Source organism: Actinomadura montaniterrae (assembly GCF_008923365.1).
Taxonomy (GTDB): Bacteria; Actinomycetota; Actinomycetes; order Streptosporangiales; family Streptosporangiaceae; genus Spirillospora; species Spirillospora montaniterrae.
This window is the reverse complement of record NZ_WBMR01000206.1, coordinates 1-16,304: the sequence shown is the minus strand read 5'-3', so window position 1 is coordinate 16,304 and position 16,304 is coordinate 1. Positions and strand designations below refer to the sequence as shown.

The 16,304-nt window shown below is 74.5% G+C and carries 16 protein-coding genes and 1 tRNA gene; 4 read left to right on the top strand and 13 right to left on the bottom strand.

Features of this window, described 5'->3' with window-relative positions; genetic code table 11:
- A partial coding sequence (locus F9B16_RS40680) for a phosphatase PAP2 family protein (RefSeq protein ID WP_192809227.1) occupies positions 1–909 on the bottom strand: 909 nt, incomplete at its 3' end.
- A 230-nt stretch (positions 910–1,139) separates the two neighbouring features.
- Between F9B16_RS40680 and F9B16_RS40675 the strand changes: the two genes are divergently transcribed.
- Positions 1,140–1,955, top strand: coding sequence for an SAM-dependent methyltransferase (locus F9B16_RS40675; protein ID WP_151545595.1), 816 nt, complete (start codon positions 1,140–1,142; stop codon positions 1,953–1,955).
- Between the two features lie 19 nt (positions 1,956–1,974).
- Here F9B16_RS40675 and F9B16_RS40670 read toward each other — a convergent pair whose 3' ends face one another.
- From F9B16_RS40670 to F9B16_RS40655, 4 genes are all read right to left on the bottom strand, one after another.
- Positions 1,975–2,313: a DUF6510 family protein gene (locus F9B16_RS40670; RefSeq protein ID WP_225992381.1), complete on the bottom strand. Its 339-nt coding sequence runs from the start codon at positions 2,311–2,313 to the stop codon at positions 1,975–1,977.
- A gap of 25 nt (positions 2,314–2,338) precedes the next feature.
- On the bottom strand, positions 2,339–3,043 hold the full coding sequence (locus F9B16_RS40665) for a ferredoxin reductase (protein ID WP_225992380.1): 705 nt from the start codon (positions 3,041–3,043) through the stop codon (positions 2,339–2,341).
- Positions 3,044–3,060: 17 nt separating this feature from the next.
- Positions 3,061–3,660: a sulfite oxidase-like oxidoreductase gene (locus F9B16_RS40660; protein ID WP_151545593.1), complete on the bottom strand. Its 600-nt coding sequence runs from the start codon at positions 3,658–3,660 to the stop codon at positions 3,061–3,063.
- A 67-nt stretch (positions 3,661–3,727) separates the two neighbouring features.
- Entirely contained in the window at positions 3,728–4,801 is a 1,074-nt protein-coding gene (locus F9B16_RS40655) for an MBL fold metallo-hydrolase (protein WP_151545592.1), read from the bottom strand.
- A gap of 128 nt (positions 4,802–4,929) precedes the next feature.
- Between F9B16_RS40655 and F9B16_RS40650 the strand changes: the two genes are divergently transcribed.
- A tRNA-OTHER gene (locus F9B16_RS40650) sits at positions 4,930–5,004 on the top strand.
- A gap of 58 nt (positions 5,005–5,062) precedes the next feature.
- The gene (locus tag F9B16_RS40645; RefSeq protein WP_192809226.1) at positions 5,063–6,796 is read left to right on the top strand and encodes an ankyrin repeat domain-containing protein; all 1,734 of its coding nucleotides are present in this window, start codon (positions 5,063–5,065) and stop codon (positions 6,794–6,796) included.
- A gap of 144 nt (positions 6,797–6,940) precedes the next feature.
- Here F9B16_RS40645 and F9B16_RS40640 read toward each other — a convergent pair whose 3' ends face one another.
- From F9B16_RS40640 to F9B16_RS40620, 5 genes are read right to left on the bottom strand one after another with little or no spacing between them, the layout of a single operon-like run.
- Complete coding sequence (locus tag F9B16_RS40640) at positions 6,941–8,281, bottom strand: ABC transporter substrate-binding protein (RefSeq protein WP_225992379.1); 1,341 nt, start codon at positions 8,279–8,281, stop codon at positions 6,941–6,943.
- Positions 8,172–9,356 carry a branched-chain amino acid ABC transporter permease gene (locus F9B16_RS40635; protein WP_151545591.1) on the bottom strand — a complete coding sequence of 395 codons (1,185 nt, stop codon included), beginning with the start codon at positions 9,354–9,356 and terminating at the stop codon, positions 8,172–8,174. Before F9B16_RS40635 ends, F9B16_RS40640 begins: the two co-directional genes overlap by 110 nt.
- 4 nt (positions 9,357–9,360) lie before the next feature.
- Positions 9,361–10,239, bottom strand: a complete 879-nt coding sequence (locus F9B16_RS40630) for a branched-chain amino acid ABC transporter permease (RefSeq protein ID WP_151545590.1) — start codon at positions 10,237–10,239, stop codon at positions 9,361–9,363.
- Positions 10,239–10,946 (bottom strand): ABC transporter ATP-binding protein, encoded by a 708-nt coding sequence (locus F9B16_RS40625; protein WP_151545589.1) that lies wholly within the window; start codon positions 10,944–10,946, stop codon positions 10,239–10,241. Before F9B16_RS40625 ends, F9B16_RS40630 begins: the two co-directional genes overlap by 1 nt.
- Entirely contained in the window at positions 10,939–11,721 is a 783-nt protein-coding gene (locus tag F9B16_RS40620; protein ID WP_151545588.1) for an ABC transporter ATP-binding protein, read from the bottom strand. Before F9B16_RS40620 ends, F9B16_RS40625 begins: the two co-directional genes overlap by 8 nt.
- A 229-nt stretch (positions 11,722–11,950) precedes the next feature.
- Here F9B16_RS40620 and F9B16_RS40615 point away from each other — a divergent pair, with 229 nt between their 5' ends.
- A complete protein-coding gene (locus F9B16_RS40615) occupies positions 11,951–12,556 on the top strand; it encodes a TetR/AcrR family transcriptional regulator (protein ID WP_225992378.1) in 606 nt (201 codons plus the stop codon).
- Positions 12,557–12,721: 165 nt separating this feature from the next.
- Here F9B16_RS40615 and F9B16_RS40610 read toward each other — a convergent pair whose 3' ends face one another.
- From F9B16_RS40610 to F9B16_RS40600, 3 genes are all read right to left on the bottom strand, one after another.
- The gene (locus F9B16_RS40610) at positions 12,722–14,368 is read right to left on the bottom strand and encodes a long-chain fatty acid--CoA ligase (protein ID WP_151545587.1); all 1,647 of its coding nucleotides are present in this window, start codon (positions 14,366–14,368) and stop codon (positions 12,722–12,724) included.
- Positions 14,369–14,405: 37 nt separating this feature from the next.
- The gene (locus F9B16_RS40605; RefSeq protein ID WP_151545586.1) at positions 14,406–14,858 is read right to left on the bottom strand and encodes a MaoC family dehydratase; all 453 of its coding nucleotides are present in this window, start codon (positions 14,856–14,858) and stop codon (positions 14,406–14,408) included.
- A 118-nt stretch (positions 14,859–14,976) separates the two neighbouring features.
- Positions 14,977–16,017: a phosphotransferase family protein gene (locus tag F9B16_RS40600; RefSeq protein WP_225992377.1), complete on the bottom strand. Its 1,041-nt coding sequence runs from the start codon at positions 16,015–16,017 to the stop codon at positions 14,977–14,979.
- Positions 16,018–16,304: the final 287 nt, after the last annotated feature.

Below are 16,304 nucleotides of genomic sequence, written 5' to 3'. Positions count from 1 at the left end.
CGGCCCGGTGAACTCCGCGACGCCTCCCACGACCTGCGGCACCTCCGCGCTCTCCCCGGACCCGGGCGGCGCGCCGGCGGCGGCCCGCCGCGACGGGGCGGAGGGTGCGTCCGGTTCCGCCTCCCCCTCGGAATCGTGCCCAGGCAGGAGGCCCCGCACCACCCCCGCCCGGACGAGCGCGGCGCGCAGCGCCTCGGCGCCCGCCGCGGCCGGGACCAGCAGCAGCCCGCCGGGGATGTCCACCACGTAGTGCGCGGCGGTCGCGACGATCACCAGGCTGGTGACCACCAGGTGCAGGGCGCACAGCCACGCCACGAGGGCGCCGCAGCGGGCGCGGACGGCCGTGACGCCGATCCACGCCACCCAGCCGATGTGCAGGCTCGGCATCGCCGCGTACGGGTTGGCGCCCGCCGAGACCGCGCCGGTCCCCCAGGTGGCGGGCGGATGGTGGAGCGCGATGATGTCGGTGTACCCCTCGCCGGGCAGCAGCCGCGGCGGCGTCGACGGCCACACCGCGAAGCAGCAGATCGCGATCAGCGTGACCCAGATCAGCGTGTTGCGGGCCCACGGGTAGGCGGGGCTGCGCCGCCACCACAGGTAGCCGAGAAACCCGAAGGTGGCGAGCACGTACGTCGTCGCGTACTCCCACGCGGCCAGCGCGCCCAGCCATCCGTGCCGGACGAGCACGCCGTTGAGCTGGTGCCCGACGTCCAGGTGCGCCCAGCGCTCCAGGGCCAGCAGCGACCGGCCGTGGGCGTCGCTGACGGCCCGCGCCCCGGCGAACGCGTGCGTGAACGCCAGGTACACCGCCAGCACGGCCAGCCCGCCGGCGATCTCGCGCGCGGCCGAGGCCGCGCGCCCGCGCTCCTCCTCGCGCGCACCGGACGGGGCCGCCTCGCACCGGGTCACGCCGCTCCTCCCGCCTCGGCCATCGCACCACCCCCTCCGATCATCCTCCCCACGATCGTTCGCGACGACCATGGCGGGGGCGGCCGATCGCCGCATTTTCCGCGGCGGAGCCCCATAGAACCGCCCTTGCCAGGACATTTCGGGGAAGTCGATGGCCGGCCGGATGCCGATGATCTACGTTGGAAGGCCCCGGGCGGGCTCCGCGCCCGCCGAGCGGAAGGGCCGCAGCCGTGACCGACACCCCGACCCCGGAGGAGGCGGCGCCGGAGGGGATCGATCCGAACGTGCCCGCCGCGCCGCGGATCTGGAACCACTGGCTCGGCGGCAAGGACAACTACGCCGCCGACCGCCGCGTCGGCGACCAGATGGCCGCGCTGTACCCGAGCATCGTCCGGCTGGCCCGGGCCGACCGGGAGTTCCTCGGCCGGGCCGTCCGGCACCTGGTGGCCGAGGAGGGCGTCCGGCAGTTCCTCGACATCGGCACCGGGCTGCCCACCGCCGACAACACCCACCAGGTCGCGCAGGCGCTCGCCCCCGAGGCGCGGATCGTGTACGTCGACAACGACCCGCTCGTGCTGGCGCACGCCCGCGCGCTGCTGACCAGCACGCCCGAGGGCGCCACCGCCTACATCGACGCCGACCTGCACGACCCGGAGCGGATCCTGGCGGAGGCGGCGCGGACCCTGGACCTCTCGCGGCCGTTCGCGGTCATGCTGCTCGGCGTCCTGATCTACATCGACGACACGCCGACCGCGTACTCCATCGTCCAGACGCTGAAGGACGCGCTGCCCCCGGGCGGCCACCTCGTGATCGCGCACAGCACGAGCGAGGTGCACGGCGAGGCGACGGAGGAGGTCGTGCGGCTGCGCAACGAGCGGGTCAAGCCGCCGATGACGCTGCGCAGCGGCGCGGAGATCACCCGCTTTTTCGACGGCCTCGACCTGCTGGAACCGGGCGTCGTCCCGTGCAACCGGTGGCGCCCGCAGCCGCCCGCCGCGGCCGGGGAGGACGTGGACGAGTTCAGCGGCGTCGCCCGCAAGCCCTAGCCCGGCCCGGGCGGCGGCGTCAGGCGAGCGGGACGCGGAGGCCGACGGTTCCGCGCAGGTCGAGCCACGCCGTCCCGTTCCCGAGGACGAGCCGCAGGACGACGTGCTCGCAGCCCGGGCACCGCGCGACGGCGCCCGGCGCGTGCGCGTAGACGCGCAGGCCCGGCAGCGGGCCCGCCAGGCCGCACGCCGTGCACCGCACCGCGGCCCTGGTGACGTCCACGCCGAACACCTCGCTCAGCGGCCCGGCGAGCGCGTTGCCGTCCTGGTAGGCGCCGGTGTCCTCGTAGACGACCGCCTCCGCGCCCGGGACGGCCCCGCCGCCCGCCGCGCCCCCACCCGCACCCGCTGCTCGCATGCCCGCCTCCGCGTCCGCTCCCATGTCACCCTCCGGTCGGCCCGAAGCGCTCGGTCCTGATCCTGCGCGGGTCGTGGCCCAGCGCGACCAGCAGATCGGCCGCCGCCTCCACGAACCCGGTCGGCCCGCACACGAAGCAGGCCGGGTCGAACTCGGGCGGCCAGCCCCACCCGGCGAGGTCGCCCTTCGCCAGCCGTCCCGGCGGACGCGGCCAGCCGTCCGGCGCGGCCCGCGTGTACAGCGGGAAGACCTCCACGCCCGGGTCGGGGCGCCGGAGCTCGCCCGCGTACCACCGCTCGTCGGGCGTCCGGACGGAGTACACCAGGCGGAACGGGACGCGCGACCCCGCCGCCCGCCGGGCCCGCACCATCGCCATCAGCGGCGCCACCCCCGCCCCGCCCGCGACGAGCGTGACGGGCGCCGGGTCGTCCGGGCGCCACACGAACCAGCCGCCCACCGGCCCGCGGATCTCGACCGGGTCGCCCACCGAGAAGACCCCGGTCAGGTACGGCGACACCTCGCCGTCCGGGACGTTCTGCACGGTCAGCTCGACGCGGTCGCCGTCCGGCGCGGCGGCGAGCGAGTAGCTGCGCTGGGCGCTGTACCCGTCGGCCGCGGTGAGCCGGACGTCGACGTGCTGCCCCGCGAGGTGGCCGGGCCATCCGGGGACGTCGAGCACGAGGGTCCGCGCGGTGGGCGTCTCGTCGCGGGTCTCCACGAGCCGCGCCACCCGCCACTCCAGCCGGGTCAGTCGCCCTGGTACCGCTGTTCCAGCCATGGGTCCCCGTAGTCGTGGTAGCCGGCCGTCTCCCAGAAGCCGGGCTCGTCCTGGGTGAGCAGGTCGAGGCCGTGGACCCACTTGGCCGACTTCCAGAAGTACAGGTGCGGTACCAGCAGCCGCACCGGTCCGCCGTGCTCGGGGTGCAGGTCCTCGCCGTCGAAGCGGTAGGCCAGCCACGCCCGCCCGTCCAGCAGGTCCTCGAGGGGCAGGTTGGTGGTGTAGCCGCCGTAGGAGCGGGCGAGCGCGTAGTCGGCCGTCGTCTCCACGTCGGCGAGCAGGGTGTCCAGGGACACGCCCGTCCAGGTCGTGCCGAGCTTGGACCACTTGGTCACGCAGTGGATGTCGACCGTCGGCGTCTCGGACGGGAGCGCCAGGAACTCCCGCCATGACCAGCGGTGCCGCTCGCCGGTCTCGGTGGTGACGACGAACTCCCACTCGTCCTGGCCGACCCGCGGCGTCGGCCCCGCCGACAGGACAGGGAAGTCGTCGGTGAGGTACTGGCCGGGCGGCAGCTTCACGTCCCCCTGCCGCCGCCTGCCGTGGAATCCGGGCGAGACGATGCCCATCCCCCGCTCCTGTTCGTCCGGACGGCCCGTGCCCCCGCATCTTTCCCGGTCAGGAGCGTTCAATCCCCTAGGCGGCGCGCAGTTCCAGGCGGGAGCCGACGGAGTTCGGGACGAACGCGTCCGGCAGGCGGGCGGCGAGGGCGTGCGCGGCGCGCCAGCCGGTGCAGTGCGCCGGGACGATCACCTGCGGGTCCAGCTCGGCGAGCGCGCCGACGGTCGGCTCGATGATCGGCTCGAACGCCGGGCCGCTCAGGTGGAACCCGCCGACGACGGCCGCCACCCGCGGCTCCCCGGTGAGGCGGCGGGCGTGCCGGACGATATTGACGATCCCCGCGTGCCCGCAGCCCGTGAGGACGACGAGGCCGTGCCCGCGGACGTTCAGCACGAGCGCCTGGTCGTCCCGGACGAGCGGGTCGGGCGCCCAGGCGCCGTCGGTGAGGGCCTCGTGGTAGGCGGGCATGCCGCGCTCGAACGGCGTGACGCGGTCGATCTCGCCGGTGATCAGCACGGACCCGCCGAACAGCAGCGACGGCTGCGCCCGCTCGACGATCTCGAAACCGGCGCCGGCGAGGGCGCGGCGGCTCGGCGCGGGCAGCCGCAGCGGCTCGGCGCCGGGGACGTTCATCCGGCGGCCCGTCCATACGCCGGGATGCACGACGAGCGGGGTGTTCGCGACGCCGACCGCGCGGATCAGCCCGTCCAGGCCGGTGACGTGGTCGGCGTGGCCGTGGCTGAGCACGACGGTCTCGACGGACGCGGGGTCGGCGCCGAGGCGCCGCATGTTGCCGACGAGGCCGTCCGGGGTCATGCCCGCGTCGAACAGCAGGTGGTGGTCGCGGCCGTTCCGCGTCACGGTGACCAGCATCGAGAACCCGTGCTCGGCGAGCGGGACGTCGTAGGACTCCCCCGTGTCCAGGACCCCGGCGGGCAGGTGGGGGACGGCGGCGGCGTGCCGCATCCCGGTGCGCCGCACGGGTCCCTGGTCGGCGAGCAGCAGGTCGCTCTGGTTGTCGATGAGCGTCGTCAGCGTGACGGCGTCGACCGGTTCGAGCGGCACCCGGTCGGGCGTCTCGCGCACCGGATCGGGCCGCGGCGCGGCGAAGGCGACCTCGCCCGGATCGGCGACCGGCTCGTAGCACATGGGTCCTCCCGTCCCCGCCCGCACGGACACGATCATGATTCCACGGCCGGGCCGGAGGACCGGCGGCACCGCGGAAGATCTTGATTCGGCGGCGGGCGCGCGGCCGGACCGCTAGGCTGCGCTGCGGCAAGGCCGTAGCGCAGAGGTCGTCGCGCCTTACAGCGGGCTGGAGGACGTCGGTTCGAATCCGACCGGCCTTGCCACCCCAGCCTCGGTGCCGCGCCGGGCCGCGGGGCACGGTGCGCGGGAACGGGGGACGCGGTGACGGTGATCGGCGCACGGACCGCCCCGCGCGCGTTCCGGCCGGACGAGGCGTCCCGGCTGCGGCGGATCCGCCGCTACGCGGTCCCCCGCTGGATGATCGAGCGGGCGGCCGAGCGGCGGCTCGCGGGCGACTGGCGCGGGGCCTGCGCGGCGGCGAACGTGGACGTGGCCTTCGACCTCGCGGGCGTCGCCGCCGAGCACGGCCGCGACGCCGCCGCCGCGCTGGAGGACGACCTCCGGCACCTCGCGCCCGACCTGCTGCGCTGGCACGCGCCGCGCGTCGGCCGCGGCCGGACGACGCTGGTCCCCGACCAGGTCCTCGTGCTGTCCGCCGACCCGGACGACCGCCGCCGCACCCTGCACGTCACGACGCCGCCGCTGCTCGTCCACGGGCCGCAGCGGCTCACGCTGCGGTTCGGCGCCGTCACCGCCGACACCGGCTGGCCGTACCTGAACACCGACCTGCCCTACCTGTCGGTGTGGCACAACGTCCTGCACCAGTGGGACACCGCCCGCCACCTGTGGGACGTCCGGCACACCGACGAGCTGCGTGAACGCTGCGGCGGCGACGCGCTTCGCGCGCCGTTCCTGGAACCGGACGGGACGCCGCGCCCGCCCGGCCTGCTCCCGTCCGCCGACCTCGGCCCGGACGACCCGGTCGCGCACGCCGAGTGGACGGTCCTGCTGTACGAGGCCGGCGACGTGATGGGCGCCTTCGCCGCGGCGGGCATCGCCGTCGACGAGACGGGCGTCGAGCTGGAGGAGTACCTCGGCGGCGGCGTCGTGGAGACCGTCGACGTGCTCGCCCGGCTGCCGCTGGCCCCGGCCCGGCTCGCCGGCGAGGTCCGGCGGCTGGCGGAGCGCGGGCACGGCGACGCGTACTGGATCCCCGCGAACCAGCACGTGGGCGTCGTCGTCCGCCGCACGGGCGGCGGGCTCGGCGTGGAGCTGGCGTCCCGGGACGACATCGGCGGGGACATGCGGGTGCTCCCGGACGTGCTGTGGCGAATGGCGCCGGACGTCGAGGCGCTGCGGCACGGCGTCGTCCCGGCGGAGGAACTGCACCCGCTCGTCCGCGAGGCGCTCGCGCCGGCCCGCGCGTTCACCGGCCCCGGCGGCCCGCCCGGGCCGGACCGCCCCGCCCCGGCCCGGATCCGCTGCCGCGGCGAATGGCACGAGGTCGCCTTCCGCGACGGCGCCCTGCGGATCCCGCACGACGACGGCGAGCGGCGGCGCGAGCAGGCGCTGCTCGCGCTGGGCGGCGCGGTCGGCGGCTGCGAGGCCGCCGACCGGGGCTGGCGGGCGGGCGGACGCCTCCCGAAGGCGCTGGACGCCCAGCGGCGCGACCTGCTCGCCCGGGTCGAGCACGGCGACACCCCCGGCGTGCTCGCCCTCCTGGACGCCGGGGTCGATCCGCGCGTCCGCGACGCGCGGGGCCGTACGCTGCTGCACGCGCTGCCGATGCTGGACTGGGAGCCGCTGCTGCCCCGGCTGCTGCCCGTCCTCGACCTCGAGGCCCGCGACGGCTGCGGGCGGACGCCGCTGCACGTGGTGGTGTTCGAGGACGGCCCGCCCGCGCTCGTCCGGGCCCTGCTGGACGCCGGGGCGCGGATCGACGTGAAGGACGAGGACGAGATCTCCCTGGTGCGCGTCATCGGCTGGCGCCGCACGGACCTCGACTTCCTGGAGAAGCGGATCCTCGACGAGTTTCCGGACATCGACGACTGGTGAGGGCCCGCCGCCGTCCCGCGCCCGGAGGGCGGTCCGCGCGGGGACGGCGGCGGTGTCGATCTGCCTGCCGGCGGTGTCGGTCAGCACGTCGGCGGTCTCGGTCAGCGCGTCGGCGGTGTCGGTCGGCCTGCCGGCGGTGCCGCGTCAGCCCGCCGGCGGGACGCCGCTCGCGGGCGCCTGCGGCTGCGGCGCGGTGTACGGCTGGATGGGGCCGCCGCCGTCGTCGGTGGTCACCGGCTGCCCCTGCGGGACGATCACGTCGCCCTTGATCACGCCGATCTGCGCGCCGGTGTACCCGGCGTGCGACTGCGCGCTGAACGCGAACGGGACGAGGCCCGGCCCGGTGAGCTTGGTCTTCTCCAAACCGTCCACGAGGCTCTTGCGGGTCGGGTTCTTCCCGGCGTTCTGCAGCGCCTGGACGAAGGTGTAGGCGGCCGACATGCCGTAGACGATGTTGCCGTTGAACGGCAGCTTCGGGATGTACTGGTCGTGGATCTTCTTGTACAGCTGGATCCAGCTGTCGGACGCGTCGCCCGGCGACGACAGGTACCCGTCGGTGACCATGCCTTGGATCAGCGGGCTGCCCGAGAGCTTCGTCCCGCCGGACTTGGCGAAGCTCTCCAGCAGGCCGTCGAGGGTGATCGGGTCGGAACCGACGTTGCTGACCACGAACGTCGGCCTGTAGTCCAGTTTCAGGGCCGCGAGCCGGAACAGCGCGGTGTAGGTCGGGATGCTGAACAGGACGACCACGTCCGCCTTCGCCTGCGCGATCGCCTGGACCTGCGCGCTGACGTCGGTGGCGCCCGGCTGGTAGGTCTGCCGCGACACGACCTGCGCCGGCGGGACGTACTTGTCGAGGCCCTTGACGCCGTCCTGCCCGAAGTCGTCGTTCTGGGAGAAGTAGGCGACCTTCTTGCCGGGGTAGGTCTTCGAGATGTGGTCGCCGAGGATCTTGCCCTCGCGGATGTAGTCGACCTGCCAGCCGAAGGTCTCGGGGTGCTTCGCCGGCTCGTCCCAGCAGCCGCACCCGGACGCCACGAACAGGTCCGGGACGCGCTGGGCGTTGAGGTAGTCGACGACCTTGGAGTGCGTGGGCGTGCCCAGCCCGTTGAAGATCGCGAAGACCTTGTCCTGGAGGACGAGCTTCTGCACCACGCTGACCGTCTGCGTCGGGTTGTAGGCGTCGTCCACGTACTTGTAGGCGATCTTGCGGCCGTGCACGCCGCCGTGGGCGTTGACGTAGTCGAAGAACGCCTTGGACGCCGCCGAGTTCGCGCTGTAGCCGGGCGCGGCGGGGCCGGTGAGCGGCTGGTGGCTGCCGATCGTGACGGTGGTGGCGGTGACGCCGGGCGCGGACGACCCGCTCTTGCCGCCGCTACCTCCGCAGCCGCTCGCCGCGGCCGCCAGCACCGCCGCCGCCGTCGTCATCGCGACCGCCCGCCCCCTCCGGGTCCGGGACGCTCGCCTGGTCGGTGGTCGGCTCATCTGCTCCTCCTCGGTGCGTTGCCGGGACCCCCGGTGCGCCGCCGCCCGGCGCGAACCGCCGGACGGACGGCGGGAGGCGGCGCCGGGCGGCGCCGCCGATGCCGCGCAGGCCGCCCTGGAGGCCGCGCGGGAAGGCCAGCGTCACCGCGATGAGGACGAGGCCGTAGATGGCGAGGGGCAGGTTCGAGGCGACGTCGTGCGACAGCCCGGACGAGGACGCCGCGTCCGAGGCCCACGACGGGACGAAGACCAGGATCAGCGCGCCCCACACGGCGCCGGGCAGGGTGCCGAGCCCGCCGATGATGACCGCCGCGATGAGCTGCAGCGACAGCGTGAGCGGGAACGCGCCGGGCGCGGCGAGGGTCGCCACGACGGCCAGCAGCCCGCCGGCCAGGCCCGCGCACGCGGCGGACACAACGGTCGCGGCGATCCGCAGCCGCGCGACGCGCAGCCCGCACAGCGCGGCGGCGATCTCGTCGTCGCGGCCGGCCCGCAGCGTCCGCCCGAACCGGCCGCCGGTGAGGTTGGCGAGCAGGAACAGCGTGACGACCGCGCCGAGGCAGGCGATCCACGCCTGCCAGCGCTCCAGCGGGAACGTCTCGCCGAGCGCGGCCGGCGGCACGGGCGGGGTGACGGTCAGCCCGTTCTGCCCGCCGAGCAGCCCGGTGAGGTGGGAGTAGTTCGCCAGGCCGGGCAGGCCGACGGCGAACGCGAGGGTCGCCCCGGCGAGGTAGGGGCCCTGGAGCCGGGCGGCGACCGCGCCGACGAGCACCCCGGCGAGGGCGGTGACGACGGCGGCCGCGGCGAGCATCGCGGCCAGGGGCCAGCCCCAGTGCGCGGACACGAGCGCGGCCGTGTACGCGCCGACCGCCATGAACGCGCCGTGCCCGAGGGAGATCTGGCCGCCGAGCCCCGTCAGGACGGTCAGCCCCGCGACCGCGCAGGTGAGGTAGGCGGCCTGCGCGATCTGCAGGTCCCGGTACGGTCCGACGGACGTCGTCAGGACGTACAGCGCGACCAGGCCGGCCGCGGCGCCCGCGAGGTGGCGCACCAGCGTGAGGCGGAGGGCTCCCATGGCGTCACACCCTCCGTCCGGTGCGCGCGGCGAACAGCCCGTTCGGCCGGACCATCAGCACCGTGATCAGCGCGGCGAGCGCCCCGAACGTGACCAGGTCCGAGCTGATGTAGCCGGACACGTAGCTGAGCGCGCAGCCGAGCAGCAGCCCGCCGGCGACGGCCCCGGCGGGGCTGTCGAGCCCGCCGATGACGGCGGCGGTAAAGCCGAACACCAGCATCGCGTCGAACTGGGACGGCCCGACGAACACCGACGGGGCGATCAGCACGCCCGCGAGCGACCCGACGAGCGCGGCGAGCGCCCAGCCGAGGGTGAGCATCCGGCCGACCCGCACGCCCTGCAGCCGGGCGATCTCCGGCGCGAACGCCGCGGCCCGCAGCTTCAGCCCGAGGCCGGTCCGCACGAACAGCACGGTCAGCGCGGCCATCACCAGGGCGACCGCGCCGATGACGAACAGGTCGAACGGCGACAGCAGCAGCCGCGTCCCGCCGGCCGACAGCCCCTTGATGGTGAACGCGGGCGGGTAGGAGTGCGGGGTGTCGCCCCAGATCATGCCCGCGGCCGCCTGCAGCAGGACGTACAGCCCGAGCGTGACGATCACCGCGTTCAGCGGCGGGCCGCCCTCCACCGGCCGCACCAGCACCCGCTCGGCGACGGCGCCGATCACCAGCCCGGACGCGAGCGCTACGCCGAGGGCCAGCCAGTACGAGCCGCCGTCGTGCACGACCGTCCAGGCCAGGAACGTCGTGAACATCAGCATGCCGCCCTGCGCGAAGTTCACCACGCGGGTGGCGCGCCAGATCAGCACGAGGGCGAGCGCGACCGCCGCGAACACCGCGCCCTGGGTGATCCCGGCGAGCGTGAGATTGACGAAGCGGACCATCAGAACCCCAGGTAGGCGTGGCGGAGCCGGGAGTCGGCGGCGAGGACGCCGGCGGGCTCGTCCGCGACGACCGTGCCGAGGTCGAGCACGACCGCGCGGTCGGCGACCGACAGCGCGCTGCGCGCGTTCTGCTCGACGAGCAGGACCGTCCGGCCGTCCTCGTCGCAGAGCCGGCGCAGCACCGCCATGAGCCGGGCGACGACCCGCGGCGCCAGCCCGAGCGACGGCTCGTCCACCAGCAGCAGCCGGGGCGCACCGGTGAGCGCGCGGGCCAGCGCCAGCATCTGCCGCTCGCCGCCGGACAGCGTCGCGGCGGCGCGGGACCGGCGCGGTTCGAGCGGCGGGAACAGCTCGTACATCTGCGCGACGCGGCGGGCGAGCGCGCGGCGGTCGCGCCGGTACAGCCCGCCGAGCCGCAGGTTCTCCTCGACGGTCAGCTCGGTGATGACGCCGCCGCTCTGCGGCACGTGGGCCACGCCGAGCCGGACGATCTCCTCGACGGGCAGCCGCGCGAGGTCCCGGCCGTCCAGCGCGATCCGGCCCGCGCGCGGCCGCAGCAGGCCGGACACGGTGCGCAGCAGCGTCGTCTTGCCGGCGCCGTTCGCGCCGAGCACGGCGGTGAGCGAGCCCTCCTCGACCGCCAGGTCCACGCCGTCGAGCGCGCGGACCGCGCCGTACCCGGCGGTGAGGCCGGCGACCTCAAGCATCGCGGACCTCCTCGCCGAGGTAGGCGTCCAGGACCGCCGGGTCGTCGCGGACCTCGGCGGGCGGGCCGGACGCGATGACCCGGCCGAAGTCCAGCACCACGACCTGGTCGCACACGCCCATCACCAGGTCCATGTGGTGCTCGACCAGGACCACGGCCGGACCGCCGCGCAGGCCCCTGATCAGCGCGGCCAGCTCCTCGATCTCCGCGGCCGCCAGGCCCGCGGCGGGCTCGTCGAGCAGCAGCAGGTCGGGGTCAGCGACCAGGGCGCGCGCCAGCGCGACCCGCTTCTGCGCGCCGTACGGGAGCTCGCCGGGCCGCCGGGCCGCCTCGCCCGCGACGCCCAGCTCGTCCAGCCGGGCCAGGGCCCGCTCGCGCAGCGCGGCGTCGTCGCGGTCGGCGCGCGGCAGCGCCAGCAGGCCGGAGGCGAGACCGGCGCGCGCGTGCCGGTCGGCGCCGACCATCACGTTCTCCAGCACCGTCAGGCCGGGGAACAGCCCGAGCCCCTGCAGGGTGCGGGCGATCCCGAGCCGGGTCAGCCGGTGCGGCCGGTGCCGGACGAGCGGGCGGCCGCGCCAGCGCACCTCGCCCGACCGCGGCCGGACGAACCCGCACACGACGTTGAACAGCGTCGTCTTGCCCGCCCCGTTCGGCCCGATCACGCCCGTGACCCGGCCCGGCGGCGCCGCCAGCGACACCTTCTCCAGCGCGACCAGCCCGCCGAAGCGGACGGTCACCTCTCGTAGTTCCAGGGATTGCGTCGGGCCGCCGGACATGTCGTCACCTCGCCGGACGAGACTCGCGCGACTTCCCCCGAGGCCATTTGCACATACCGACTGGTCGGATTCCCCTGAAGATAGAATCGGGGGGCGGCGCCGTCAACAGCCGGATTCACCCGCCTCGACGGCCGCCGTTCTTGGACCCGGTTCCCGCCCGGTAGGCTGGCGGCTGATCACGGGCGGCGGCGTGGCGGCGCGGGGCCCGGCCCCGGACGGAGGTGGAGTCTTGACACAGGCCTCAGTGGGGCGGCTCTCCGACGACGTGCCCCTGCCCGACCGGCTGCTCGCCGTCGCGACCCGGCTGTTCGCCGAGCGGGGCTTCGAGGGCACCTCGGTGCAGGAGATCGTCAACGCCGCCGGCGTCACCAAAGGCGCCATGTACCACTATTTCGGCTCCAAGGACGATCTCCTCTACGAAATCTACCACCGGCTCCTCGGCCTGCAGATGCGCCGGCTCGAGCAGATCGCCGACGGCCCCGGCACCGCCGAGGAACGGCTGCGCGCCGCCGCCCTCGACGTCCTGGAAACCTCGTTCCTCTACCTCGACGACTTCACCGTCTTCTTCCGCTCCACCCACCTGCTGCCCCGCGACCGCCGCGAGGCCGTCCGCGCGGAACGGCGGCGCTACCAGGAGCGGTTCCGCGACCTGGTCGAGGAGGGCCAGCGCGAGGGGTCCTTCCGCACGAGCATGCCCGCCGACATCGCCGTCCTCTTCTTCTTCGGCACCGTCCACCAGATCGGCACCTGGTACCACCCGGGCGGCCGCCTCAAGACCCGCACCATCGCCGAGCACTACGTCGACCTGTTCCTCAACGGCCTGAAGCAGAGTTGACCCAGGGGGCGACCCCCTGGAACCCCGTCACGACGGGCGACGCGTTTCCCGCTCCGCTATGGCTCCGCGTGAAACGCGTCGCCCGTCGTCGGGCAGGCCCGCTGCGCTCGCCGGCGCTCGCTCCGCGTGCCTGCCCGTGGCGGTGGTGGCGGTCCGGACGGCGGGTCAGCGGTCGATGCGCTCGATCTTGAGGTCCTCGGTCCGGTGGCGGGCGCGGAGGGGCTTCTTGTCGAACTTGCCGACCGTGGTCTTCGGGATCTCGTCCATGAAGGTCCAGTACTCGGGGACCTGCCAGCGGGCGACCTTCGAGGCGAGGTGGTCGGCGAGCTCGGCGGCGGTCGCGGCGGCGTCCGGGCGGAGCACGACGCAGGCGAGGGGGCGCTCGTCCCAGCGCGGGTCGGGGATGCCGATCACGGCGGCCTCGGCGACCGCGGGGTGGCCCATGAGGTGGTTCTCCAGCTCGACGGAGGAGATCCACTCGCCGCCCGACTTGATGACGTCCTTGGCCCGGTCGGTGATCTGGTAGAAGCCGCGGTCGTCGATCGTGCCGATGTCGCCGGTGCGCAGCCAGCCGCCGTCGAACTTCTCCGGCGCGGGGTCGCGGTGGTAGGAGCCGGTGATCCACGGGCCGCGGACCTCGATCTCGCCGACGGACACCCCGTCCCACGGCAGCTCGCGGCCCGCGTCGTCGACGATGCGCATCTCGACGCCGGCGGCGACGCGGCCGGACTTCAGCCGCCAGTCCATCTCCTCCGGCGTGCCGGGCTCCACCTCCGGCGGCGGGAACGCCATGCCGCCGAGCGGGCTGGTCTCGGTCATGCCCCAGCCCTGGATGATGCGCAGCCCGTACCGCTCCTCGAACGCCTCCAGCAGTGAGCGGGGCGCGGCGGCGCCGCCGGACGTCCCCGCGCGCAGCGACGACAGGTCCAGCTCGTGCTCCTCGCCGTAGGAGAGGATGCCGTGCCAGATGGTCGGGACGGCGGAGGCGAGCGTGCTGCGCTCCCGCGCGACGAACTCGGTGAGGTGCTGCGGCTGCATGAACGGCCCGGGCATGTGCAGCGTCGCGCCGGACAGGAACGCGCCGTACGGCAGGCCCCAGGCGTTGACGTGGAACATCGGGACGATCGTCAGGACCCGGTCGGCCTCGGTGATGCCGACCAGCGACGCCGACTGCACGGCCATGGCGTGCAGGAACGTCGAGCGGTGCGAGTAGACGACGCCCTTCGGGTCGCCGGTGGTGCCGCTGGTGTAGCACATCGACGCGGCGGACCGCTCGTCCACCTCGGGCCACTCGTAGCCGGTCTCCTCGGCGGCGAGCAGCTCGTGGTACCGCAGGACGGGGGCGCCGTTGCGGTTGGCCTCGAGCGGCGCGCCGTCGCCGTCGCCGACGATGACGAACGCCTCGACGGCGGGCAGCTCGTCCACCACCCGGGCGAGCAGCGGCACCAGGCTGTCGTCGACGATGATCACCTGGTCGTCGGCGTGGTTGATGATGTGGGCGAGCTGCTCGGGGAACAGCCGGATGTTGAGGGTGTGCAGGACGGCGCCCATGGCGGGCACCGCGAAGTACGCCTCCAGGTGCTCCTGGTTGTTCCAGCAGAAGGTCGCCACGCGGCCGCCCTGCCGGACGCCGAGCCGCTGCAGCGCGGCGGCGAGGCGCTCGGCGTTGTCGGCGACCTGCGCGAACGTGGCGCGCCGCGGTTCGCCGCCGCCGGTCCAGGTGACGCATTCGCTGCGCCCGTACACGCGCCGGCCGTGCCGCAGGATGGCGGCGACCGAGAGCGGGAAGTCCTGCATGGTGCTGGGGATCATGAGGGTGTCTCCGGGATGACGGGATGGGGGCGGGAGGTCAGCCGACCAGCACGGACAGGACCTCGGCGACGCAGACCGGCTTGTCGCCGCCCTCGCGCTCGATGGTCACGCGGACCTTGGCGCGCGCGCCCTGCGCGGTGCGGTCGAGCGAGACGAGCTCGGCGCCGGCGCGCACCCGCGACCCGACGGGGACGGGCGCCGGGAAGCGGACCTTGTCCGAGCCGTAGTTGACGCCCATCGTCAGTCCCTCGACCCGGGAGATCTCCGACATCAGCATGGGGATCAGCGACAGGGTGAGGTAGCCGTGCGCGATCGTCCCGCCGAACGGCCCGTCCTTCGCCCGCTCGGGGTCCACGTGGATCCACTGGTGGTCGCCGGTCGCGTCGGCGAACCCGTTCACCTGCTCCTGGGTGACCGTGTGCCATTCGCTGTGGCCGAGATGGGTGCCGACGGCCTTCTCGTACTCGTCGATGCCGTGGAACGTCCTCATCGCGTTACCTCCTCCGCCGGGCGCGCGCCCGCTCCGTGGACCGCCATGATGACAACATACCGACCGGTTGGTATGCAACGCGAGAGGTCAGCGGACCGGCGTCGCCCGCAGGGCGGGGTCAGGCTCCCTTGAGCGCGGCGATGCCCGAGCGGAGCAGCGGCTCGACGGCGTCGCCGATGGCGCCGAACCCCTCCCCCACGGTCTGCCCCTGCAGGTACCGGTAGTGGATGCCCTCGGAGATCACCGCGAGCTTGAAGCAGGCCAGCCCGACGTAGAACCCGATCGCCGAGAGGTCGCGGCCACTGCGCTCGGCATACCGGGCCACCACCTCGTCGGGCGACGGGAAGCCCGGCGCGTGCGCCGCCTCCGCCCGCCCGGGGACGGGCGCCGTCCGCCTCATGTAGACCAGCAGGAGCGCGAGGTCGGTGAGCGGGTCGCCGAGCGTCGCCATCTCCCAGTCGAGGACGGCCGCCACCCGGTCGTCCGCGCCGACGAGCAGGTTGTCGAGCCGGTAGTCGCCGTGCACGATCGCCGGGGCGGACTCGGGCGGGACGTTCGCCTCCAGCAGCGCGTGCAGCTCAGCGGCACCGTCGAGGTCCCGGCTGTGCGACGCGTCGAGCTGCTTCTTCCAGCGGCGCACCTGGCGCCCGAGGAAGCCCTCCGGCCGGCCGAAGCCGTCCAGCCCCACCGCGGCGGGGTCGACGCGGTGCAGGTCGACCAGGGTGTCGATCATCCGTCCGGCGATCGCGGCGACCCGCTCGGCGCCGAGCGGGACGAGCTCGTCCGCGCCGCGGTAGGGGGTCCCCTCGACCATCTCCATCACGTAGAACGGCGCGCCGAGCACGTCGCTGTCCTCGCAGAGCAGGTACGTCTCGGGAACGGGGACGGACGTGCCGGCGAGAGCGGTCATGACCCGGTACTCGCGGGACATGTCGTGCGCCGTCGCGAGGACGTGGCCGAGCGGCGGGCGCCGGACGATCCAGGAGCGCGTCCCGTCGGTCACCTCGTAGGTGAGGTTGGAGCGGCCGCCCGCGACGACGCGGGCGCGCAGCGGCCCGGCGTCCGCCGGCCACAGGGCGCCGGGGCGGACCCGGTCGACGTGGTGCCGGAACCGGTCCAGCGGCAGGCCCGGGACGTCCCCGTCTCGAAATACCCGCAATGCACCCTCCTCGCCGATCCAAGCCCTTGTACCGTCTGGTCGGTATGGCGCAGTATTACGAGATGGGAACCCTCGCCACCCGGGGCCGGAGGGTCCCGGGGTCGCGCCCCCACCAGGCGGGCATCGGTGCGCCGATGACACCATACCGACCAGTTGGTATGCAATAGCCGAATCCCCATTGCCATTCTCGGTCGGCGGCATTACTTTTGCGGCACGACGCGAAGCCGTGTGAGCTTCGCCACCCTGGCCGAAGGACCGACCGATGACGACGACCGACCCCCGGCACA